The 21,664-nt window shown below is 39.9% G+C and carries 22 protein-coding genes; 14 read left to right on the top strand and 8 right to left on the bottom strand.

Annotated features, from left to right (window positions below; all coding sequences use genetic code 11):
- Positions 1-73: 73 nt before the first annotated feature.
- The 3 genes from pdhR to ampD all read right to left on the bottom strand — a co-directional run bounded on the left by pdhR (position 74) and on the right by ampD (position 2,584).
- On the bottom strand, positions 74-841 hold the full coding sequence (gene pdhR / locus ACMAZF_RS03695) for a pyruvate dehydrogenase complex transcriptional repressor PdhR (protein WP_435276127.1): 768 nt from the start codon (positions 839-841) through the stop codon (positions 74-76).
- Between the two features lie 280 nt (positions 842-1,121).
- On the bottom strand, positions 1,122-1,979 hold the full coding sequence (ampE, locus tag ACMAZF_RS03690) for a beta-lactamase regulator AmpE (protein WP_435276126.1): 858 nt from the start codon (positions 1,977-1,979) through the stop codon (positions 1,122-1,124).
- A gap of 53 nt (positions 1,980-2,032) precedes the next feature.
- Positions 2,033-2,584, bottom strand: a complete 552-nt coding sequence (ampD, locus tag ACMAZF_RS03685; RefSeq protein WP_435276125.1) for a 1,6-anhydro-N-acetylmuramyl-L-alanine amidase AmpD — start codon at positions 2,582-2,584, stop codon at positions 2,033-2,035.
- 101 nt (positions 2,585-2,685) lie between these two features.
- On the opposite strand from ampD, the gene ACMAZF_RS03680 reads away from it, so the two are divergent.
- The 10 genes from ACMAZF_RS03680 (at position 2,686) to yacG (ending at position 12,229) form a co-directional block, all read left to right on the top strand.
- Positions 2,686-3,168: a retropepsin-like aspartic protease family protein gene (locus ACMAZF_RS03680; protein WP_435276124.1), complete on the top strand. Its 483-nt coding sequence runs from the start codon at positions 2,686-2,688 to the stop codon at positions 3,166-3,168.
- Position 3,169: 1 nt separating this feature from the next.
- Positions 3,170-4,873, top strand: a complete 1,704-nt coding sequence (locus ACMAZF_RS03675; RefSeq protein ID WP_435276123.1) for a Wzy polymerase domain-containing protein — start codon at positions 3,170-3,172, stop codon at positions 4,871-4,873.
- Between the two features lie 69 nt (positions 4,874-4,942).
- Positions 4,943-5,785, top strand: a complete 843-nt coding sequence (gene nadC / locus ACMAZF_RS03670) for a carboxylating nicotinate-nucleotide diphosphorylase (protein WP_435276122.1) — start codon at positions 4,943-4,945, stop codon at positions 5,783-5,785.
- Between the two features lie 222 nt (positions 5,786-6,007).
- Positions 6,008-6,493 carry a pilin gene (locus tag ACMAZF_RS03665; RefSeq protein ID WP_435276121.1) on the top strand — a complete coding sequence of 162 codons (486 nt, stop codon included), beginning with the start codon at positions 6,008-6,010 and terminating at the stop codon, positions 6,491-6,493.
- Positions 6,494-6,623: 130 nt separating this feature from the next.
- On the top strand, positions 6,624-8,327 hold the full coding sequence (gene pilB / locus ACMAZF_RS03660) for a type IV-A pilus assembly ATPase PilB (RefSeq protein ID WP_435277173.1): 1,704 nt from the start codon (positions 6,624-6,626) through the stop codon (positions 8,325-8,327).
- Between the two features lie 24 nt (positions 8,328-8,351).
- Positions 8,352-9,587 carry a type II secretion system F family protein gene (locus ACMAZF_RS03655; protein WP_435276120.1) on the top strand — a complete coding sequence of 412 codons (1,236 nt, stop codon included), beginning with the start codon at positions 8,352-8,354 and terminating at the stop codon, positions 9,585-9,587.
- Positions 9,588-9,604: 17 nt separating this feature from the next.
- Complete coding sequence (locus ACMAZF_RS03650) at positions 9,605-10,507, top strand: prepilin peptidase (protein WP_435276119.1); 903 nt, start codon at positions 9,605-9,607, stop codon at positions 10,505-10,507.
- Positions 10,504-11,112: a dephospho-CoA kinase gene (coaE, locus tag ACMAZF_RS03645; RefSeq protein WP_435276118.1), complete on the top strand. Its 609-nt coding sequence runs from the start codon at positions 10,504-10,506 to the stop codon at positions 11,110-11,112. The genes ACMAZF_RS03650 and coaE overlap by 4 nt, the downstream gene beginning before the upstream one ends.
- A gap of 116 nt (positions 11,113-11,228) precedes the next feature.
- Positions 11,229-11,963 (top strand): cell division protein ZapD, encoded by a 735-nt coding sequence (locus ACMAZF_RS03640; RefSeq protein ID WP_435276117.1) that lies wholly within the window; start codon positions 11,229-11,231, stop codon positions 11,961-11,963.
- A gap of 44 nt (positions 11,964-12,007) precedes the next feature.
- On the top strand, positions 12,008-12,229 hold the full coding sequence (gene yacG, locus ACMAZF_RS03635; protein WP_435277172.1) for a DNA gyrase inhibitor YacG: 222 nt from the start codon (positions 12,008-12,010) through the stop codon (positions 12,227-12,229).
- A gap of 135 nt (positions 12,230-12,364) precedes the next feature.
- Here the strand turns inward: yacG and mutT are convergent, their stop codons facing one another.
- Entirely contained in the window at positions 12,365-12,760 is a 396-nt protein-coding gene (mutT, locus tag ACMAZF_RS03630) for an 8-oxo-dGTP diphosphatase MutT (protein WP_435276116.1), read from the bottom strand.
- Positions 12,761-12,882: 122 nt separating this feature from the next.
- Here mutT and ACMAZF_RS03625 point away from each other — a divergent pair, with 122 nt between their 5' ends.
- Positions 12,883-13,746, top strand: coding sequence for a D-hexose-6-phosphate mutarotase (locus tag ACMAZF_RS03625; RefSeq protein ID WP_435276115.1), 864 nt, complete (start codon positions 12,883-12,885; stop codon positions 13,744-13,746).
- Positions 13,747-13,755: 9 nt separating this feature from the next.
- Here ACMAZF_RS03625 and ACMAZF_RS03620 read toward each other — a convergent pair whose 3' ends face one another.
- Positions 13,756-14,394, bottom strand: a complete 639-nt coding sequence (locus tag ACMAZF_RS03620; protein WP_435276114.1) for a lysoplasmalogenase — start codon at positions 14,392-14,394, stop codon at positions 13,756-13,758.
- Positions 14,395-14,598: 204 nt separating this feature from the next.
- On the opposite strand from ACMAZF_RS03620, the gene pssA reads away from it, so the two are divergent.
- Positions 14,599-15,945: a CDP-diacylglycerol--serine O-phosphatidyltransferase gene (gene pssA, locus ACMAZF_RS03615; RefSeq protein ID WP_435276113.1), complete on the top strand. Its 1,347-nt coding sequence runs from the start codon at positions 14,599-14,601 to the stop codon at positions 15,943-15,945.
- 409 nt (positions 15,946-16,354) lie between these two features.
- On the opposite strand, the gene ACMAZF_RS03610 is transcribed toward pssA, so the two are convergent.
- Together ACMAZF_RS03610 and tyrS are read right to left on the bottom strand one after the other, a co-directional pair.
- A complete protein-coding gene (locus ACMAZF_RS03610) occupies positions 16,355-17,149 on the bottom strand; it encodes a crotonase/enoyl-CoA hydratase family protein (RefSeq protein WP_435276112.1) in 795 nt (264 codons plus the stop codon).
- Positions 17,150-17,289: 140 nt separating this feature from the next.
- On the bottom strand, positions 17,290-18,477 hold the full coding sequence (tyrS, locus tag ACMAZF_RS03605) for a tyrosine--tRNA ligase (RefSeq protein WP_435276111.1): 1,188 nt from the start codon (positions 18,475-18,477) through the stop codon (positions 17,290-17,292).
- Between the two features lie 220 nt (positions 18,478-18,697).
- Here tyrS and ACMAZF_RS03600 point away from each other — a divergent pair, with 220 nt between their 5' ends.
- Together ACMAZF_RS03600 and ACMAZF_RS03595 are read left to right on the top strand one after the other, a co-directional pair.
- A complete protein-coding gene (locus tag ACMAZF_RS03600; RefSeq protein ID WP_435276110.1) occupies positions 18,698-20,116 on the top strand; it encodes a peptidoglycan DD-metalloendopeptidase family protein in 1,419 nt (472 codons plus the stop codon).
- Positions 20,117-21,223, top strand: coding sequence for an anhydro-N-acetylmuramic acid kinase (locus ACMAZF_RS03595; RefSeq protein WP_435276109.1), 1,107 nt, complete (start codon positions 20,117-20,119; stop codon positions 21,221-21,223).
- Positions 21,224-21,350: 127 nt separating this feature from the next.
- Here the strand turns inward: ACMAZF_RS03595 and ACMAZF_RS03590 are convergent, their stop codons facing one another.
- Positions 21,351-21,584 (bottom strand): hypothetical protein, encoded by a 234-nt coding sequence (locus tag ACMAZF_RS03590; protein WP_435276108.1) that lies wholly within the window; start codon positions 21,582-21,584, stop codon positions 21,351-21,353.
- Positions 21,585-21,664: the final 80 nt, after the last annotated feature.

Raw genomic sequence — 21,664 nt, 5'->3', positions numbered from 1 at the left:
CTGTTGATATAACAAGGCGTTTCTAATTTCTTTAACGCCTTTTATTAGGCGCTTCTACGTAAAAACCCCGCCATTAGGCAGGGTCATTGTTTTGAATTCTTCTAAGGGCTCGTTGCACCCTGGAATCTTCTTGCCGTACCGACAGTAAAACATCTTCGATAAAGGCTAAATGAGCGTTTGACGCATTACGTGCTTGCTCTGAATCCCTTGATATTATCGCTTCGATTAACGCCCCACGATGCTTGTTGCTCATTTCGACATTGCGCTCATGTCGATAGAGAAGCGTTAAGTTTTGCACGATATTTTGTCTAATCAGTTCGCTCATACTTAATACTAAATGCAACATCGCGACGTTATGTGATGCTTCAGCGATAACTTTATACAACTCAACAATGGCATCAGCTTCTTGTTCAATACAATGTTCTAATTGCGCAGCAGCAATATCTTGCTGACATGTACGTAGTCGTTCGAAATCGGTAGCGGTGCCACGTATTGCTGCATAAAACGCCAACATGCCTTCAGTGGCATGACGAAATTCTAGCAAGTCATACTGACTCTCAGGGTCTTGAGCTATGAGTTCCAACACAGGATCACTCAAACTTTGCCACAATTGTTCTTGAACATAAGTGCCACCGCCTTGGCGACGATTTAGCAATCCTTTTGCCTCTAGAACCTGAATCGCTTCACGCACTGATGGGCGGGAAACTTCAAACTGTTTCGCAAGATCTCGTTCCGACGGTAGTTTCTCACTTGGGCGTAATGTCCCTTCAAGAATCATCGTTTCAAGCGCGTCAACAATAGCATCTGATAATTTCGGCTGCCTGATTTTGCGATAGGTCATTTTTCCCTCTACTTGTCTCGCTCAAAACAATTGGTAATACCAATTAACCATTATAGGTTAATTTAACAAATATCACGACTTTTGTCTAGCATGCGACAAGGTGAGAAATTAAAACTGATAACAAGTTCGAGTTATTTTGCATTAAAATCAAAAAACCTCAATAAACGGCTAATTTATTGAGGTTTTCGTAATTGTGCTTAGGTTACTTTTCTATCTAAAAGCAGCGACCATAATTGTAAACACTTGTTTAAATAAAATGGTAAGACCATTAAACAAGCGTTTAAATTAAGTAACCAAATATCGTAAGAAATGACATCGCAATCACTAATAAGATAAGTGTTCTTTTGGCAAGACTAACCAAACGACACGTACTTTGCATGCAGACACCAGCCTCGCCTTGAGATTTAGACATCTGCTCAGCAGACATAGCGACTTTACTCACAACATCATAGGCAGGAGCTCGAAAGTTTACAGACAAACTTAACCACACACTCATCGCATTAGAGAAGTTACCAACCAATACATAGGCAAAGGCAATAATTCGCGCAGGGATCCAATCAAGTACAAATAATACTCTTCTAACCCATGACATCGTGGGTAATTGTCCTTTGAACGACAACAATTCTAAACTGCGTAAACTCGCATAAAATACGATAGCGACTGGGCCACCGATAATCATCATAAAGACAATCGCACAATAAAATCGATAGTTTATCCACGCTAGCTGGCGACCGACTCGCGTTCCAAGCATCGTTTCATCGTCAGTATCAATATCTTCAACATCAGCCAACTGAGCTGCCAAATGATAACTACCTTGAGTATCTTGCTTACAAACAGACAGTAAATACCGTTTATATAGCTCGCGATAATGAACACAGCCAATACACATCAGCGCAATAAGCGTCCATAAAACCACTGAAACTAACCCAAAAATCCATCCTTGAATAAGATTAAGCAGCAGATAAGTCACCAACGCGGGTAGTAAACTCGCAAATAAGGCGAAGCTTATACTGGTTGGTTCTAACAATTTTCGACCTGAATTAATAAGAGCAAGATGCCAATGCTGAAATTGCCATTGTTTAGATAAAAAGGTAGTGCGCTCGATTATTAATGCTAACAATAATGAAAATAACGCCATAAATGAGCCTAAATTAGTTAATGAAATGATGACTTAGTTAAATCTTACCACGACTACTTTTGCGCTAACATTGAAAAATAGCCCGACCAGTCAAAGGCTTGTCCAGGATCGGACTTTCGACCGGGCGCAATGTCGCAATGGCCAGTTATGCGACTCGGTGTAATGGGATATTGCTGCATGATGGCATGAGTAACCAATGACAAGCTGTTATATTGCTGCTGTGTATAAGGTAAGTCATCAGTACCTTCCAATTCGATACCAATTGAAAAGTCATTACAATTATCTCTACCTTTGTAGTTAGAAACACCTGCATGCCACGCTCTATCTATAAATGACACAAACTGAATGACATTGCCATCGCGCTCAATTAAGCAGTGGGCAGAAACCGTTAATCCGTCTAAATCAGCAAAGCTTAGGTGCGCTGTGCAATCAAGTGTATTAGTAAATAACTGCTTAATATGACCTGTAGCAAACACTCCCGCCGGCAAACTAATGTTATGAATTACCAACAACGAAATATCATCAATGATTGGCCGAACATTAAAGTTTGGAGAAGGACAATGCTCGACTGTCGTTAGCCAACCTGCTGGGTTTATCGTTAACATAAGGAATTAATTTATCAGAGAATATAGTTAAATTTAGTGTACACTAAAGCGCTCAATTAATAACAACGCTATTTGACGATATGGAACGAACAGGGAAAATAATGTGGGTAATATTTTGGTGCCTTACTTTGGCAGCCCTTACCTATTATTTTAACGATAGCTTGACGAAAAAATATAATCCTAATCAGGTTGTCGAGTCCACAAGTTCAGATCGCGGCAAATCTATTGTGCTAAAACAAAATAAGCGCGGCCATTATGTCGCCAATGGTTTTATCAATGGAGAGTCCGTCATTTTTCTATTAGATACCGGCGCTACACTCATATCGATTCCTGCGCATCTTGGAAAAAAACTAGGCCTTAGCAAAGGCAAGACTTACCCAGTATCCACCGCCAATGGCTCAATCAATGTATTTGCGACAAAAATCGAGTCTCTTGAAATCGGCACGTTAAGATTTAACAATATTGAAGGTCACTTAAATCCAGGCATGGACGGCTATACCATATTACTTGGCATGAACGCTTTAAAGCATCTTGAACTGCGCCAAGCTAATAATTCGTTAACATTAACAATCCCTAACTATTAGCATGATAACTACGACCTTATTTCATCACTTAAAATTATTGCTAGGCACGCCCAAGCATGGATTTATTGCATTAATCGGTTTGTATTTTTTATTGGTGATGCATTATTTTCAACACAATGTCGGCGGCAGTGGTTTAGATATTCCAATCAACCCATTAGGGTGGATTATAGTGTCTGGTTTGGTTGGATTGGGCTTGGTTCAAATCATTCAACAACGCCAGTTCATTTACAATAAATACCTAATTATTATCGCTGTTTGCTGCACCAGCTTAGTGATTCCGCTAATTTATAGCAATGAAGCAGGTGTGTTTAGCTATGCGCGCTTATTGGGAATATTTGCTGGTGTTGGTATTTTGGCAGCCGTCTATCAAATGACGTTTTCAGATAACGATCGACATAACATACTTTGGCTGATACTAGGAGGCATGTTCTTAGAAAGTCTATTTGCGTTAACGCAATTTTATGTATTGCCTCACATCAGCGCGTTAAATATTAATATTGCGCGCCCTTCTGCGATTTTTTTTCAAGCCAATGTAGCCGCTACATTTTTCGCAACTGGTATTTTTATTGCCCTGTATTTACTAAAAACGCTCTCGGAAAAACAGAATAAATTACGTGTGTGTTTGGTGCCAATTATCTTTACTTGTGCGCTATCGGTCATGTTATTGCAGTCACGGACAGCGTTTCTAGGCGCATTAATTGGGACCATTGTTTGGATTATTGTTAATAAGAAAATCTCCAAACTATGGTTAACATCTGTTGTTGCAGCCATTGCGGTTGCCTTGATTTCATTTTCAATGATGGAAAAAACATTACGAGACAACAATGTATACACAGACGCTGGCGCTCGCGTCGAAATTTATTCGGATACATTTGCAACTTTCACTCAAAAACCGCTGTTAGGGCATGGCTATGGCACCTTTGGCCGAGCCTTTAGAGAATATCAAGCCAATGCCCATGAAACGACTAATTCGCATCAACAAATTTATCGCCTTTCTCACCCTCACAATGAAATTTTACTATGGGCTGTAGAAGGTGGCGTTGCCAGTTTAATACCGCTGTTTATCATCATGTTAGCTAGCGCATATCTGTTTCGCAATAAGTCAGCATTACTCTTTCTTCCACTGGTTTTTCCCATCAGCCTGCACATATTCACCGAATTTCCGTTTTATCATAGCGTCGCCAGTTACCTAACATTTCTATTACTGTTAGCGGTGATTTCAGACAAAAATAACAAGTCTAAGTCACTAAAATTTAACTCCCCTCGATTAATTTACGGCCTTATTTCAATAGGTATCATGTTCAATGCCTTTTTAATGTTGACCTTAATGCAAGGCCAATCAACACTCACCGACGCAGTTCGCAATCAAGACATTAGCGCACTTGTCGAGAGTGATTTCGTATTAATGTCAGAAAACGTTGCATTAGCGCAAAACGAAACCTTGCTTCACTTGGCCATTGAGCATGATATCCCTATTGGCGCAACATCATTTAACGACTGGATCACGCCGCGTATAAAATCCTATCCTCGAGCACGATATTATCAAAATATGCTATTAAGTTATTCTTACTTAAATGAAAAGGAGGCATGGCAAGAAACATTGGAAGAGGCAAAACGATTATTTCCGACGCTTGATTGGAATACTTCTTTTGATCATAAAAAAATAACCAAACCAATTAGCTCAACATTGAAAACAAGTAATTAATATCAAGCATAGCGAAGCCTTTGAAATTACCTTAAAATCACTTTAAATTTATAGTTAGAAGACATCATCATGAATCCATTAGAAATCCAAGCAGCCGTCAAACAAGCACTAGATGAAGATCTAGGTAACCTGTGTTACACCGAAGGTGACATCACGGCGAATTTAATCCCAGAAGATAGTATTTCTCAAGCCACAGTGATCACACGTGATGATGCCATATTTTGTGGCAGCGCTTGGGCTGACGAAGTATTTAAACAACTTGGCGATAAGGTGTCTATTGAGTGGATGGTGGAAGATGGCGATAAAGTCACCCCAAATCAAATATTATGCAAGTTGTCTGGCCCAACACGACTTTTATTAACGGGTGAACGCAGTGCCCTCAATTTTATTCAAATGCTATCGGGAACGGCAACAGTTACCAACCAATACGTTGAACTTATCAAACATACCAACACTAAACTCCTAGACACCAGAAAAACCGTTCCGGGCCAACGTAACGCACAAAAATACGCCGTATCATGTGGCGGCGGCAATAACCACAGAATCGGATTGTTTGACGCTTATTTAATAAAAGAAAACCACATTATGGGTTGTGGTGGCATTGAGAATGCTATTTCACGAGCAAGACAACTACATCCGATCAAAACTGTCGAAGTTGAAGTTGAAAGTATTCAAGAGTTAGAGCAGGCGCTATCTGCAGGCGCAGACATCATCATGATAGATAACTTTACCGTTGACATGATGGAGCAAGCAGTCGCCATTGCCGATGGCAGAGCCAAACTTGAAGTGTCTGGTAATGTAGATCATAGCACTATCGCAACCTATGCCGAAACGGGGGTTGACTATGTTTCTGTTGGCGCGTTAACCAAACATGTGCAAGCTATTGATTTGTCGATGCGACTGATAAAATAACTTTAATATTACAATAAGATACCAAGATAGCACTTTATCATTAAAACACTACTTTTGTAGTAGTTTTTTTTCAAAAAAATTTGTTATTTTTTGTTACAGATGATAATTTTAAAACAACTGTTATAGAGCGCTGCATGCCTTAGTAACAGGCCATAACAGCTCGCTGTTTTTAACGTTTAGATTCACAAGGCTAATTTAAACAACACTATTGAAGGAAATATTATGAACGTGCAAAAAGGTTTTACCCTTATTGAATTAATGATTGTTGTTGCAATCATCGGCATTCTAGGTGCAGTTGCGGTGCCTCAGTACCAAACATACACATTACGTACCACGGCGGCTACACAAAGCACGGCTGCGATTCGTCCTATGCAAAATGCTATTGCTGAATACGTAGCATTAAAAGGCGATTTGCCACAAGATTACACTGAATTAGCGAGCGTTGGATTAGTGAATCCTGCAGATGGTAAAGAAATCAAAGACGGTACAGAATTAGCAACTGGAAAGGTATCTCAGATTATTTGGGCACAACCAACAATGACAGTTACTTTTGCTGCACCTGATTCTACTGAATTAGACACAAAAACTTTAGACATCACTGCAAATGTGAACAACGCTGGCGCTGTTAACTTTTATGTTTCAGGTGGCTCACTGAGCCAGAAATATCGTCCAACTTTAGGTGATAAACCTGTAGTAAAAAAACCTTAAGCTAAATAATAGTTAAACTTCATTTTAACTATAAAATAAAAGCTCGGATTAATTCCGAGCTTTTTATTTACTTTAGTCATATTATTACTGACATAAAAATAATCTTCACAGTCACAAAAGGAATACAGTGATGGCGCCGTCCTTCCATGGGTTAACCAATACCTTGCTGCGACATGAACTCGTCGATATCGAAACGATTGAGCGCTCTGTCAAACAAGCCGCTGAAGAAGACATTCCGTTACTTACTTTTTTAGTCAATCATAATACGATTAATGCCACTCAATTTGCACATCTATGTAGCAACGACTATGGCATACCACTGTTCGATTTAGCCACCTTTGACGTCAATAACCTGCCGAGTGATTTACTTAACGAAAAGCGTGTCATCAAGCACTCTGCCCTTCCTCTTTTTGTGCGGGGCAGTCGTCTATATATTGCGATTGGCGATCCAACAAATCAAACCGCGTTAGAAGAGTTTCAATTTAATGCTGGCATGCGTACCGAAGCAATCTTAGTGTGCGAAAAGCAGCTTCAAGCAACCATAAAAAGTAAATTTGAAAGTGACTCGAGTGCGTTAGCCGTTAGTGAATTCGACGAGCAAGAATTAGCCAACTTAGAGCTTAGCGATCCAGAAAGCAGCGTTTCACAAGAAAGCGATCTCGATACTGACGATCAACCCATTGTTATTTATATTAATAAATTATTGATGGATGCTATTAGAAAAGGCGCGTCAGATTTACACTTTGAACCCTATGAAAAAAATTACCGAGTGCGGTTTCGCATCGATGGTATTTTACATGAGATAGGTTCCCCCCCCGCCTATTTATCGTCTCGACTGGCGGCGCGTCTTAAAGTCATGTCTAAAATGGACATTGCCGAAAAGCGCGTGCCGCAAGATGGACGTATAAAACTTAAAATATCAGCTAAAAAATCCATCGATTTTCGTGTGAGTTCGCTGCCAACCTTATTCGGCGAAAAGATTGTATTACGTATTCTAGACTCTAGCATTGCCATGATGGGCATTGAACAATTGGGTTACGAAGATGAGCAACGTAGCCTCTATGAAGAGAATTTACAACGTCCGCAAGGCATGATTCTAGTCACTGGGCCAACAGGTTCAGGAAAAACGGTTTCGTTATATACTGGGCTTAATATTCTCAACACCCCTGAACGTAATATTTCAACCGCCGAAGATCCTGTGGAAATCAACCTTGCAGGCGTCAACCAAGTTCATATTAACCAAAAAGTCGGTTTAGACTTTTCATCAGCGTTGAAAGCCTTCTTGCGTCAAGATCCTGATGTTGTTATGGTGGGTGAGATACGTGATCTTGAAACAGCCGAAATAGCGATTAAAGCGGCGCAAACAGGTCACTTGGTCCTTTCAACCTTGCACACAAATTCAGCCGCTGAAACAATTACGCGTTTAATGAATATGGGCGTGCCGGGATATAACATTGCAAGCTCCGTTTCGCTTATCATTGCCCAGCGATTAGCAAGGCGTCTCTGTAAGCACTGTAAAGAGCCAGAAGAAGTACCAATAGAGCAACTTTTAAAGTTGGGCTTTGATAGAGCCGACTTGAATGCAGAGCCCATTTTTTATAGTCCTAAAGGATGTGATAAATGTTCTGGCGGTTATAAAGGTCGTGTCGGTATTTATGAAACGATGCCAATATCTGAATCTATTGGCCGAATTATCATGGCAGGCGGCAATTCAATAGAAATCTCTGATGAAGCAACCCAACAAGGTGTGAAATCTTTACGACATTCAGGCTTATTAAAAGCACTACAAGGGGTTACTAGCCTCGCAGAAGTTAACCGAGTCACTAGCTTCTAGTAAGGAATCAGGCAAAATTTATTTATGGCGATCCAAAAAAATAAGAAAAAAACCACAGTCCACACTTATCAATGGCAAGGGATCAACCGAAAGGGAGATCGTGTCCGCGGTGAGTATAAAGGGATTAGTGAAAAAGAAGTCAAAGAAAGCCTAAAACGCCAAGGCGTCAATCCGACTAAACTAAAAAAGAAACCTGAGCCATTTCTAAAAATTGGTGCTAGCTATAAGATTTTACCCATGGACATCGCCATGGTATCTCGCCAATTAGCGACGATGTTAACGGCAGGAGTGCCATTAGTGCAAAGCTTGAGCATTGTCGCCGATGGCCATGAAAAACCTATCGTTAGAGAACTACTCAATAATATTAACGGCGATATTCAATCGGGGGTTCCCGTTGCCGATGCTTTAAGACAGCATCCAAGATATTTTGATGATTTGTACTGTGATTTAGTATCGGTAGGCGAGCAATCAGGCTCCTTAGAACAAGTCTTTGAGCGAATAGCTACCTATAAAGAAAAAACTGAAGCACTAAAATCAAAAATTAAAAAAGCCCTACTTTATCCAACGTCCGTTATAATTGTGGCGTTTGCGGTAACACTGTTATTGCTCATTTTTGTTGTGCCGCAATTTGAGTCTATTTTCGCCGGATTCGGCGCAGAGCTGCCGGCGTTTACTATTTTTGTATTAGATATTTCAGAAGTTGTGCAAGCCTATTGGTATTTAATCATTGGTGGCCTTGTGGCGGGTGGTATTTTATTTAAAAAAGCACATTTTAAATATGAATCGTTACGCAATAAAACAGACATTATGATCCTCAAATTACCAATCATTGGCCCGATTATGCGCAAATCATGTATTGCAAGATTTAGTCGAACCTTAGCAACGACCTTTACTGCCGGTGTACCACTTCTGGAAGGACTAGGGTCTGCTGCTGGTTCATCTGGTAATTACATCTACAAGAAAGCAATTCTTGAAGCTCGTAAAGACGTCGAATCAGGGTTAATGTTAAATATTGCCATTCGAGCGTCTAATATTTTCCCTAATATGCTGGTACAGATGATCATGATTGGTGAGGAAGCAGGGACCATTGATGACATGCTAAACAAAGTCGCTAACATTTATGAAATGGAAGTGGACGATGCTGTCGAAGGCTTAACCACCTTAATCGAGCCTATCATCATGGTTGTCATTGGTGGCCTTGTTGGATCACTTATTATCGCAATGTACCTTCCTATTTTCGAAATGGGTAACATCGTTTAACAATTTCTGAGTATTTCATGAATCAATTTATTTCCCTGTTGCAGCAAGAGCCAATGTACTTTTACGGCTTGGTTTTTCTATTTAGCCTACTCATTGGTAGCTTTCTTAATGTTGTCATTCACCGCCTTCCTATCATGATGGAGCGAGCGTTTAAGAATGAAGCTAAAGAATACTTTTCAATGGATAATGTTAGTTCACCGTTGGAAAAAAATACTAACAATGACCCCTTTAATCTAGCAGTACCACGTTCTGCTTGCCCACAATGCAATCATCAAATTACGGCAGTTGAAAATATTCCCGTTATAAGTTACTTGTTCTTAAAAGGGAAATGCAGAGGTTGTAAAACTTCAATTTCAATGCGCTACCCTTTTGTTGAATTAGTAACGGGCTTATTGTCAATGGCTGTCGCATTGAAGTTTGGCGTTAGTTGGCAAGCACTTGCGGCGATAGCTTTCACATGGTCACTGGTAGCACTCACTTTTATAGATTTTGATACCATGTTACTACCCGATAGCATCGTATTACCTGTTCTCTGGCTTGGGTTGTTTGCTAATAGCGCCATGCTATTTACCGACCTTAACAGTGCATTTTTTGGCGCAGTTGCGGGTTATCTAAGCCTATGGGCAGTTTATTGGAGTTTTAAATTACTCACCGGTAAAGAAGGTATGGGTTACGGTGATTTTAAACTCTTTGCCCTAATTGGCGCTTGGCTCGGCTGGCAGTATTTACCACTAACAATTATATTGTCTTCAGCCGTTGGCGCCGTCATTGGTATCGCCTTGATGCTAAATCGTGATAACAAAAGAAATATAGCTATCCCGTTTGGTCCCTATTTGTCTATCGCTGGATGGATAGCCTTAATGTGGGGTGAACAAATTAATAACGCCTACCTTAGATATATGGGGTATACCGTACTGTGAGCCAGTTAGTTATTGGCCTTACTGGTGGCATTGCTAGTGGTAAAACAACGGTCGCTGATTTATTTTCCGAATTAGGTATCGATTTAGTTGATGCAGATATCGTTGCTAGAGAAGTTGTTGCTATTGGTACTCCCGCGCTAGACAAAATTGCTCAGCACTTCGGTTCACGCGTTATCCAAGACAACGGTGAACTTAATCGCAGTGAATTACGTGCTATTATATTTAACGATGAATCAGATAAACAATGGCTAAACAGTCTGTTACATCCACTTATTAGAACAACAATTGCTCATCAATTGTCTACATGCCAATCGCCTTATTGCTTGTTAGTTGCTCCGTTATTGTTAGAAAATAATATGCAAAAGATGGTGCATAAAGTGCTAGTGGTTGATGTCGATGTTGAGACACAAATCGCTCGCACCGTTGCTCGTGACAACACAAACCCTGAACAAGCCAAAGCAATTATCGCTTCACAAATTTCTCGAGAACAACGCCTAGAACAAGCCGATTCCGTTATAAGAAATACAGGAATGATCAATAAGTTGACTAATGATGTAAAAAAATTGCATCATGAGTACTCAAAAATTGCACAGGACGGATACTGATGCATTATTTTTTTCAAAGATAACGACTCAACATCCCCAAGCTAAAACAATAAAAAGGGGCGGATAATGGCGATTAATGCCAACTAGACTCGTTATTTTTTTGTAACGTTGCGATTATGTCTGAAACAATTATTTATGAATATCCGCTAACGGAGAAAGTTCGTTGCTATTTACGGATAGAACATCTGAGTGATCAATTATTAAGTTATCACACTGTTGAACAACCTGAACTCTTTAAGCCTTTCTTTGGGTTATTATTTTCATTGGCGGAACAGTTTGATCGCGGTGAATTAAAAAAAGAACTGTTACGTGATTTAGATAATCAAAAACATTCTTTAAACCAGTGGCGCGAAGATGAAAATATCGATCAGCATCAACTCGATATTCTGATTAAGAAACTCGATGGTTTTAAACTTTCTCAATCCCAGCCGAACAAAACCAATAGCATGTTATGCCAAGATCCTTTACTGGCTCAAATAAAGAATAAGTATTCACTACCTGGCGGTGGAAGTCCATTTGATACGCCACTACTTCACTATTGGAATCATTTGCCGCTACAACGACGTCAAGATGATGTTGCGCGTTGGTTATTGCCGTTCTCGAAAACTATTGAAGCCGTTAGGCTATTATTACAACTAACCCGTGAATCGTCTTCTTATCAGGAAGTAACTGCCAATGAGGGTTTCTATCAGAATAGTTGTGAGCAGCTCCAGCTCTTACGAATCAAATTAATGGCACATCAGGATCATTACCCAACAATTAGTGGCTATAAAAACCGCTACGCAGTGCGTTTTCAATCATGGAATGAACAACCGGTTCAGGATGTTAAATTTTTACTTTCTTGTTGCTAAGTCTATCGCTATGATCAAACGTAAAATTAGATAGATTTGAGAATATTATGACTGTTGTAAACTGCCCAACCTGTGAAAAGAAAGTCACTTGGTCTCCAGAAAGCCAATTTCGTCCATTTTGCTCTAAGCGATGTAAATTAATTGACTTAGGCGAATGGGCAAGTGAATCCAATACCATCGAGGGCGCATCATTGACAGACTCGTTAACGTTCGATGAGTTCGACTTGCCTATTAACGATGACTTATTTAAACCCGACGAAGACTAGGGTCTGTTGTTCTTTGCGGTTCAAATTTTGTTCAATCTAAAAGGATTTTGGGCAAGGCATGAGGATTGATGCTGGGTTTACCCCAGTGAATGACGAATAACGCCGCACAAAATAAACTCAAAAGTTCAACAGACCCTAATTTAAACACTTCATCACTTCCATTAAGATGGGTTGATTAGCAGCTGGAAATTCAAATTCACTAAGCTGATTCACTTCAACCCATTTTATTTCTTGACCTTCAACGCCTTCTGCTTGCCCTCTAAAGTCCTTAACCCAATGGACATGCAAACACACCAGTTTATCGCCGTAATCATGTTCTAGCACCATCATAGGCGCTGTCGATTCTACATCTAATGAAACTTCCTCACTAATTTCTCGAATGATTGCCTGTTCAACGGTTTCGTTGGACTCTATTTTTCCACCAGGAAATTCCCACTTACCACCTTGGTGTAAATGCTGATGACGCAGCGCTAACAATATTTTCTGTTGCGGATTAACAATAACAGCTACCGCCACATTAACTTTTTTCATATTTAATTCCTCATTGTCTGGCGAATATTATAAATTGTTCATGGCATAAATCGATATGAATTAAATATTTAATACCTCTCTCAATTAAGTATAATTTCTAAAAATTCAAAGATGATGACATTATGACGACGGTTTCAATAACCCATAGCGATACAGCAACCTATTATGGCAGCGAAGAAGCAATGCCATTAATTATCGTAACCTCACCACTGTGTAAGGCGGTAATTTCATTGTACGGCGGCCAAGTATTAGAGTACCAAGCAACGAATAAACAACCACTATTATGGTTAAGTGACAGCGCAGTATTTAAAACTGGTGTGGCAATTAGAGGCGGCATTCCAATATGTGCACCTTGGTTTGGCAATCATCCAACGCATGAGCTCAATCATGGATTTGCTCGTATTAGTGTTTGGCAACAACAACCAATCAACGTACAAGCTAATGGCGATATTGAAGTGATTCTGACGTTGGAGGAAAACGAGCTAAGTCGACAATATGGTTACGAGCAATTCACGATGTCACTCACCATACTATTAAGCAGTAAATTAACCGTCCAATTCAGCGTTGAAAACCACCACACAGCGACACAAGATTGTGAGTGGGCAATGCACAGTTACTTTTCCGTGAACAACATAAAAAACACAACCATCACAGGGCTTGAACAACAAATTTATTTGGATAAAACAGATCATAATCACCCTCATAAACTAAACGGTGTACAGGTTTTTAATGGTGAAGTTGATAGCGCTTTCGTCAATTCTCCATCACAACAAACTATTGATGACCATCAATTAGCAATCAATGTTTGTGGCGAGAATTGTCCTAGTGCGATCGTGTGGAATCCAGGGCAAGATTTAGCCGCAAAAATGACTGACATCGCTGACTATCAAAAGTTTGCTTGTTTGGAGCGCGGCGCAATCAAAGAAAACACATGGCAGATCGCGCCAAACCAAACTATAAGCGCGAAAGTACGTATGAGTAACTAGCTAGCGCATTTATGACAGTAATATTGCTTGGCTTAACATCCATTGAGCCAAGAAATAGGTCAGCAATATTGTCCACTGAGCGCCCTTGAATGGCTTTTTGAATTTATTCCATGCTAACGCTGAATCAGAACATGCAAAAACAACAGCACCAATGAGTAACGTTAAGCTTAAATAGTTTGATGATTGCCAAAACAGCTCTCCCGCAAGCCAAACCATGGCAATTATCACGCTAATATAAACGATAACAGGGATTTTTAATGCCCCTAAATGTTTAGCCAATAATGAGTAAAACAAGACGGAAAATACCGCTAAAGACAGCGCCCACCACCAGGTTAATTGCCAATCGAATAACTGATAAAAAGCGACTATATAAGCAATATGGGCCACTAAAAAGCTAGCGAGTCCTTCAATAAACCGTTCCTTTGGCAACATTAAGAAGACGTCTCCCATCAAACTAAATAACAAACCCACAAACATTGCATAGGCGAAAATGTTATCAGGTAATCCTTGCATCATCACATATCCTATAAGTAACAGCATGGTGACGGGTTTAAAGATATAATGGAGCGTTCGATTATTAGGGCGTTCTCCGACAATACTGAGTAGTGCAGAGCCTAAAACCGCAAGATTAAATGAAGTAACAAACATAGATGGCCTTGAATAGATAATAATGCCTTTAATTTAGCGACTTTTTTTATCCTTGACGATGGCGTTTGATGACAACAACCAACCACATTGATGATAAAACAACCAGCCCAATCAACAAAGTCGTTAAAATAATGGGATTACCTTTAAAAACTTCCCATTGTTAGCTAAAGTGACAAGCAATAAAAAGAAAATCTTCAGAGACTTATGGTTAATCTTTACCGCCGCAAACAATTACTTGAAAAACTTCCCTCGTCGGCTATCGAGGCTCAAGCTATTAGCGTCATTTTGAACGCTAAAGATTATTTTGAGCAATTACTGACGCTGATTGATAATGCCAAGACGCGCATTTACATCACAGCACTTTACTTAGAAGACGACGAAGCTGGCCGATTAGTTGTGCAACATTTAATTGCAGCGAAAGAGAAAATACCGACGCTAGATATTAAAGTATTTGTTGATTTTCACCGCGCTCGACGTGGTTTAATAGGCCAAAAAGAGTGTGAAGGAAACGCTGCATTTTATCGTGAAATTGATGAAAAACATCCAGACTTTATTCAATTTTATGGCGTTGCCATCAAACAAAAAGAACTGTTTGGTGTATTGCATCTAAAGGGTATTGTTGTCGATGATACGCTTGCTTACACAGGCGCCAGCATCAATAATATCTACCTACATTATGGCGAGCGCTACCGCTATGACCGTTATTGCCTATTGCGCAGTTCAGCACTTGCCAATAGCTTTGTTGAATATCTACAACATGCTTTGATCCCCAGTGAAGGGGTTCATTTATTGGGGCGTCATCCGCTCGTTTTAGATAATCAATTTAAAAAGCAAGTCGCAGCACAGCATAAGCAATTGACTAAAACAAAATACGATATCGTCGATAATGGCCGTAATGCGGCACTGTCTATTACCCCGCTTATCGGGCTTGGAAAACGTAACAATCAGCTTAATAAAGTGATTCACGAACAAATGCTCCAAACCGAGCAATCTCTTATTCTTTATACGCCGTATTTCAATTTACCAAGCGTATTAAAACGTACAATTACTAAATTACTACGTAAGGGAATTAAGATAGAAATCGTCGTCGGTGATAAACGTGCTAGTGACTTTTTCATTCCTGAAGATCAAGAATTTAGCAAAATTGGCTTGGTACCTTACCTTTACGAGACAACATTACGCCAGTTTGTAAAACGTCATCAGCCTTCGATCAATAACGGCTTATTAACAGTTCGCCTATGGCAACACGACAGTAATTCATTCCACCTCAAAGGCATGCAAGTCGATAATCGTTATCACCTACTTACGGGTAATAACCTTAATCCACGTGCATGGCGATTAGATATTGAAAACGGATTAATGATCGATGACAAAGACCAGCAATTAACTGACATTTTTGATTGTGAACATCAAGCAATTATTCAGCACACGACCATCGTTAAAGATTGGCAAGACATTGATGCTTTGGAAGACTATCCGCCATTTGTCAAAAAATGGCTTGGCCGCTTACGAAAAACAAATTTAGATATGTTGTTTAAACAATATATGTAAGCTGATTTCAATGACGCACAAAAAACTCACCACGGTATAATGCCGAACAGTTAAGATTTTTAGTGGGCTTAATGCTTAGCCAACTCCCGTTGTTTAGCGTCTTAAATTAGAAATTGACCAATGCAAAAATCAAGGACGATTTTTGAGTATTTGCCGCAGGATGCGGATCAAATACGTTGTTGAACAGGTAATTTATCTTTTAAAAATCAACGCTAAACTTACGGGTCGCCTTTCTTTTGGTTACTTTTCTTTGGCGATGCAAAGAAAAGTAACTGGTGTGTTTAAGTACTTATTTCAAATAAACAGATGCAATTCATAAGCACACCAAATTATTCCGATCTGTAAAGAACTTCGATTAACTGATAAACATTACTCACCACGGTGAGTTTTTTATTATCGAAGTTTAGATCTATTGCCGCTCTTTAAAACCTAGTGGGCTTTTGAAGAAGTTGCGACTTGATGCGACCAAATGGTTCCATCGGCCTAACAACTTCTTTTGATACGCAGACTCTAAATCTAGCGCAGATTTATCATCGGTAACCCAGGTTTCATTTAACAGTTTTTTGCCATACATCACAGCGTCTGGCGAGCGCATGCTTAATTGCTTTGCAAACTCAAGCGCGTCACTCAATGGATCATCGCTTATTTTGGTGATCAGTCCATATTCTAAAGCTTGTTTAGCCTCAAAAATACGTCCGGTCATCACCAATTCCTTAGCAATATCAATACGAGTCAACTCGCGCAGAGTCACACTTAAACTCATGTCTGGAATAAGTCCCCATTTGGCTTCCATAATTGAGAAACGGCAATCGGCAGTTGAATATCTAAAATCGGCACCCAGAGCAATTTGCATCCCACCACCAAAGCAACTGCCATGAGTCACTGCGATGACAGGAACAGGTAAACTACGCCATAAATAACCGACATCTTGTGCTAAATTTGACACTTCATGCGCTTCTTTTTTTAACAAAGTATGTGCGTTAAGGGGATTTTTTAAGACAGACACCATATCCAGCCCAGCACAAAAGCCTTTACCGTTACCTTTTAAAATAACAGCTCGAATGGATTTATTCTCTTTAAGCTTGGCGACAGTTTCGGTAATGCCGTCAAACATTGCCATATCAAGCGCATTATATTTTTCGCCACGATTTAAGCTAACGATTGCAATATCATCTTGATATTCAATCAATACTCTCGATTCCATACTTCACCTGAAAAACTATCATCAAAGAATGATATTTAAACACTCATTTGAAATTTAAACTAGTGTTTAATTTTTAGCACAAGCATAAAAAAAGCCATATCAACGATATGGCTCTTTGGAATTAACAATGTAGAGTTGAATTAAGCAATAGTTACACGGGCAAACTTACGTTTACCTACCTGAACAACAAATACACCGCCTTGTTCAAGTTCTTGCTTGTTGTCTTCGCACTTAACGCCATCAATTTTAACGGCGCCTTGCTTGACCATGCGATTTGCTTCTGATGTGCTGGTCACTAAACCAGCTTCTTTAAGCAAGTTAGCCATCGGTAAGACAGCTAATGTCAGCTCAGGCATTTCATCTGGGATTTTGCCCTTTTGAAAACGTTCCGTGAACTCCTTGTGCGCATTCTCAGCATCTTGTTCAGTATGGAATCGAGCAATGATTTCTTTCGCCAATGCAATTTTCACATCACGTGGGTTAGAGCCATTGCTAATGTCTGTTTTAAATTGCTCAATGTCGCTTAACGGTCTAAAGCTTAAAAGTTCATAGTAACGCCACATCAGCTCATCTGAAATTGACATTATTTTACCGAACATTTCTGACGGAGCTTCACTAATACCAATATAATTATTGGCAGATTTCGACATTTTTTTAACGCCATCTAAGCCTTCAAGTAGGGGCATCATCACAACACACTGTGGTGCTTGACCATTTGCTTTTTGAAGTTCACGACCCATTAATAAATTGAATTTTTGATCAGTACCACCAAGCTCAACATCAGTCTTCATTGCTACTGAATCATAGCCTTGCAACAGAGGATATAAAAATTCATGAATCGCAATAGGCTGGCCACCAGCGTAACGCTTTTTAAAATCATCGCGTTCTAGCATACGCGCAACTGTTTGGTTAGCCGCTAGTTTTATCATTCCTACTGCGCCAAGCTCTTCTAGCCATGACGAATTAAATGCAATTTTTGTTTTAGCAGGATCTAAAATCTTAAATACTTGCTCGGTATAAGACTCCGCATTTTTAAGCACTTGCTCTTTGGTGAGCGGCGGACGCGTTGTATTCTTACCGGTTGGATCACCAACCATCGCTGTAAAATCACCAATCAAAAATGTTACTTCATGACCTAGCTGCTGAAATTGGCGCATTTTATTCAAAATAACTGTATGACCAAGATGAATATCTGGTGCAGTAGGATCAGCCCCTAATTTAATTTGTAGTGGACGATCGAGTTTAAGTTTTTTAATGAGTTCTTCTTCAACAAGAATTTCATCTGCACCGCGTTTAATTTCGTTTAGTGCATCAGCTACCTGTGACATCCACAGCTCTCCTACAATGGTAAACAAAGCCTATGATTAACAATCAAATCAACAAAAATGCAACAAATCACTGAGTTTGTGCCGCAAAATTAGGCTTATAGGTTTAAGGATATAAATAAAGCTGGTAATCTTACTCGATTAGCGTTGGAAAATGAACTTATAAGCTACTAAGAAAGTCGTTTTCCATCATATAAAATGCATTCGTTAGATTTTTTAGGTTATGACTCAAATTTATCACCAACTTCCCCATCGACATAAGCAGCTATTAATAGCCGTCTCTATAGTTACCGCTATTCTTTTTTTATTGCCAAGTGATGATGCTAAAGCCTCTCGTTCTGACTCTGACGATGCCACATTAAAAGTTGCTCAACGCTATCAAGTTGCCATCGATTCAGGTAAGTCGACATTAGTACCAGTAGACGCTCCGACTGACGTTTCAATCGCTAAGGAGCAACGATTAACCGCAATGCCAACTAAGACAGCGGTAGAATCAACCCCTGTTATTCCGCAAGAAACGATCGAAGAGTTGGCAACGGTCACTCTGCCCTCATTGCAATGGCAAACTGTTGACGTAAAATCAGGTGATAACTTAGCACTAATTTTTGATCGTGCTGGATTTAGCCCACGCACATTACACGATATTACGAGTGTAGGAAAAGTCACTAAAGCCCTCAAGAAGATCATGCCAGGCCAAACGATTAAATTTGGCGCAGACGCTGACGGAAAATTAAAAGAGCTAAAGTATCAACAAGATATAATTACGACTTTAGTGGTGACTGCAAATGACAGTGGCTATCAAGCGAGCACCGAAAAACGTGAACTTGAAACGCGGGAAAAACTTGCAAGTGCAATCATCGAATCAAACTTTTGGAATGCGGGAATAAACGCAGGCCTTGAGCCCAGTGTTATCATGAACCTTGCAAATATTTTCGGATGGGACATCGATTTTGGTCTTGATATTCGCAAAGGTGATCATTTTAATCTCATTTACGAAACCAAGTTCTTAGACGGTATCGAAGTTAAAACTGGCCAAATCATTGCTGCTGAGTTTGTTAACCAAGGACAGAGTTATCAAGCAATTCGCCATACAGATGGTGAGTATTATTCAGCATCTGGGCGCAGTATGCGTAAAGCATTTTTACGTGCACCGGTCAGCTTTAAATATATTAGCTCCAACTTTAATCCTAGACGCTTACACCCTGTAACCAAAACAATTAAGGCGCATAATGGTATCGACTATGCAGCCAAAAGAGGAACCCCTGTTCAAGCATCAGGTTCGGGAACTGTCACTGCCTCAGGGTATTCTAAATATAATGGCAATTATGTCTTCATTAAGCATGGCGAGAAGTACCTCACTAAGTATCTTCATTTGCACAAGCGATCAGTTCGAAAAGGACAACGTGTAAAACAAGGTCAAAAAATCGGTACCGTTGGGGCTACAGGACGAGTTACCGGCGTGCACCTGCATTATGAATTTTTAGTAAATGGCGTTCATCGCAATCCGAGAACCGTTAAATTACCAAAATCGCAACCAATTGCAAAAAAAGAGAAAACAGCGTTTTTAGCGACAGCGAAAACGCGTATGACGCAGCTTGAGACAAATAAGCGCATAATGCTCGCCAACAATCAGGAACGTTAAGTGATTCCACAGATTTATATTGGCTTGATGTCTGGCACCAGCATGGATGGTGTCGACGCGGTATTAGTTGATTTTAGCGATGGTTCGCCAAAAGTTCTTGCGACACACGATGAGCCAATTCCCAATGGATTATTAACTCACCTTCATCGATTAGCGGATCCTAAAGTAGGTGATATTAATTTGTTAGGTGAATGTGATCGCGCTAGTGGTGAACTCTTCGCTACAGCGGTGAACAACTTAGTGGAAAAAACCAATTGGGACAGAGAGCAAGTCATTGCCATTGGCTCCCATGGTCAAACCGTGCGTCATATGCCAAATCTTCCTTATCCTTTTTCCCTGCAAATTGGCGATGCATCGACAATTGCGGTGCAAACCCAAATTGATACTGTTGCGGATTTTCGCCGTAAAGATATTGCCTTGGGTGGTCAAGGTGCACCACTAGTGCCAGCATTTCACCGTGCAATGTTTGGAAGCAATCTCAAAGATAGAGTCATTTTAAATATTGGCGGTATAGCTAATATTACTTGGTTAGCCAAAGATGGTACGACATCAGGCTTTGATACTGGCCCTGGTAATACCTTATTAGACCTTTGGTATAGTCAACATCACGATACTAATTTCGATAGAAGTGGTTTGTGGGGAGCGACAGGCGAGGTTAATAACAATCTATTGACGCGCATGTTATCCCATCCATATTTTGCGATGGCTGCCCCTAAGAGCACTGGGCGTGAGCTATTTAATGCGTCATGGTTAAATCAGCACCTAAGCCACTTTCCTGCAATACAACCACAAGATGTTCAAGCAACACTTGCTCAACTAACAGCCCAATCAATTGCATTAGACATTTTAACACTGTCTGAAACTACCGATATATTTGTCTGTGGCGGCGGACTATTTAATGACGATATCATCAATAAATTACAAAAATTACTGCCCAAATGCACAATACAATCAACAGCCGTCATTGGCATTGAACCTCAGTGGGTTGAAGCCATTGCATTTGCGTGGTTGGCATTTTGTTTCGTTAACAAACAATCAAGTAATTTACCGGCTGTCACAGGTGCCAAAAAGGCGGCAATTTTAGGCGCATTTTACCCGGCAATTTGATGCCTAAGCGTCAATAAATTGCCGCATCAAATTTAATTTATCAACTTTCAATCAGTTAAATGATTGACCACTTTATTTTAGACAAAAAAAAAGAGCCGAAGCTCTCTTTTCGATTGCTAGATAGTTTTTACCATCTAACCGTGCGCCAGATTTGCGAAGATTTTGCATCTTTCTTAGCGACTTCAACTGGATTAAATTGGGTACGGCGCCAGTCATTTGACTTCTTAACGTCTTTTTCTACGTTTTCTACTTTGTTTCCTTCAGTGCGGAATACAGCACTGCTATCTGCAGAAACTGCTGCCATTGCTGAACCAGCAAATAAAGATAAACCTAAAGTTGATGCTAATACTAATGCTTTCATGAATAACTCCTAGTGTAAGTTAGTTAAATGTCAATTTATTGTAATTACATTTAACTACTTGCTAGGAGCGTGCCAGAAAT

The sequence above is a fragment of the Psychrobium sp. nBUS_13 genome (assembly GCF_051201665.1).
Lineage (GTDB): Bacteria > Pseudomonadota > Gammaproteobacteria > Enterobacterales > Psychrobiaceae > Psychrobium.
The sequence above is the reverse complement of the archived record's forward strand: the minus strand, read 5'-3'. Positions and strand labels throughout refer to the sequence as shown.

Excerpts from the sequence above, each read along its gene's own strand:
- pdhR (WP_435276127.1), bottom strand. The coding sequence starts at position 841 with ATGACCTATCGCAAAATCAGGCAGCCGAAATTATCAGATGCTATTGTT.
- ampE (WP_435276126.1), bottom strand. The coding sequence starts at position 1,979 with ATGGCGTTATTTTCATTATTGTTAGCATTAATAATCGAGCGCACTACC.
- ampD (WP_435276125.1), bottom strand. The coding sequence starts at position 2,584 with ATGTTAACGATAAACCCAGCAGGTTGGCTAACGACAGTCGAGCATTGT.
- ACMAZF_RS03680 (WP_435276124.1), top strand. The coding sequence starts at position 2,686 with ATGTGGGTAATATTTTGGTGCCTTACTTTGGCAGCCCTTACCTATTAT.
- ACMAZF_RS03675 (WP_435276123.1), top strand. The coding sequence starts at position 3,170 with ATGATAACTACGACCTTATTTCATCACTTAAAATTATTGCTAGGCACG.
- nadC (WP_435276122.1), top strand. The coding sequence starts at position 4,943 with ATGAATCCATTAGAAATCCAAGCAGCCGTCAAACAAGCACTAGATGAA.
- ACMAZF_RS03665 (WP_435276121.1), top strand. The coding sequence starts at position 6,008 with ATGAACGTGCAAAAAGGTTTTACCCTTATTGAATTAATGATTGTTGTT.
- pilB (WP_435277173.1), top strand. The coding sequence starts at position 6,624 with ATGGCGCCGTCCTTCCATGGGTTAACCAATACCTTGCTGCGACATGAA.
- ACMAZF_RS03655 (WP_435276120.1), top strand. The coding sequence starts at position 8,352 with ATGGCGATCCAAAAAAATAAGAAAAAAACCACAGTCCACACTTATCAA.
- ACMAZF_RS03650 (WP_435276119.1), top strand. The coding sequence starts at position 9,605 with ATGAATCAATTTATTTCCCTGTTGCAGCAAGAGCCAATGTACTTTTAC.
- ACMAZF_RS03640 (WP_435276117.1), top strand. The coding sequence starts at position 11,229 with ATGTCTGAAACAATTATTTATGAATATCCGCTAACGGAGAAAGTTCGT.
- mutT (WP_435276116.1), bottom strand. The coding sequence starts at position 12,760 with ATGAAAAAAGTTAATGTGGCGGTAGCTGTTATTGTTAATCCGCAACAG.
- ACMAZF_RS03625 (WP_435276115.1), top strand. The coding sequence starts at position 12,883 with ATGACGACGGTTTCAATAACCCATAGCGATACAGCAACCTATTATGGC.
- ACMAZF_RS03620 (WP_435276114.1), bottom strand. The coding sequence starts at position 14,394 with ATGTTTGTTACTTCATTTAATCTTGCGGTTTTAGGCTCTGCACTACTC.
- pssA (WP_435276113.1), top strand. The coding sequence starts at position 14,599 with ATGGTTAATCTTTACCGCCGCAAACAATTACTTGAAAAACTTCCCTCG.
- ACMAZF_RS03610 (WP_435276112.1), bottom strand. The coding sequence starts at position 17,149 with ATGGAATCGAGAGTATTGATTGAATATCAAGATGATATTGCAATCGTT.
- tyrS (WP_435276111.1), bottom strand. The coding sequence starts at position 18,477 with ATGTCACAGGTAGCTGATGCACTAAACGAAATTAAACGCGGTGCAGAT.
- ACMAZF_RS03600 (WP_435276110.1), top strand. The coding sequence starts at position 18,698 with ATGACTCAAATTTATCACCAACTTCCCCATCGACATAAGCAGCTATTA.
- ACMAZF_RS03590 (WP_435276108.1), bottom strand. The coding sequence starts at position 21,584 with ATGAAAGCATTAGTATTAGCATCAACTTTAGGTTTATCTTTATTTGCT.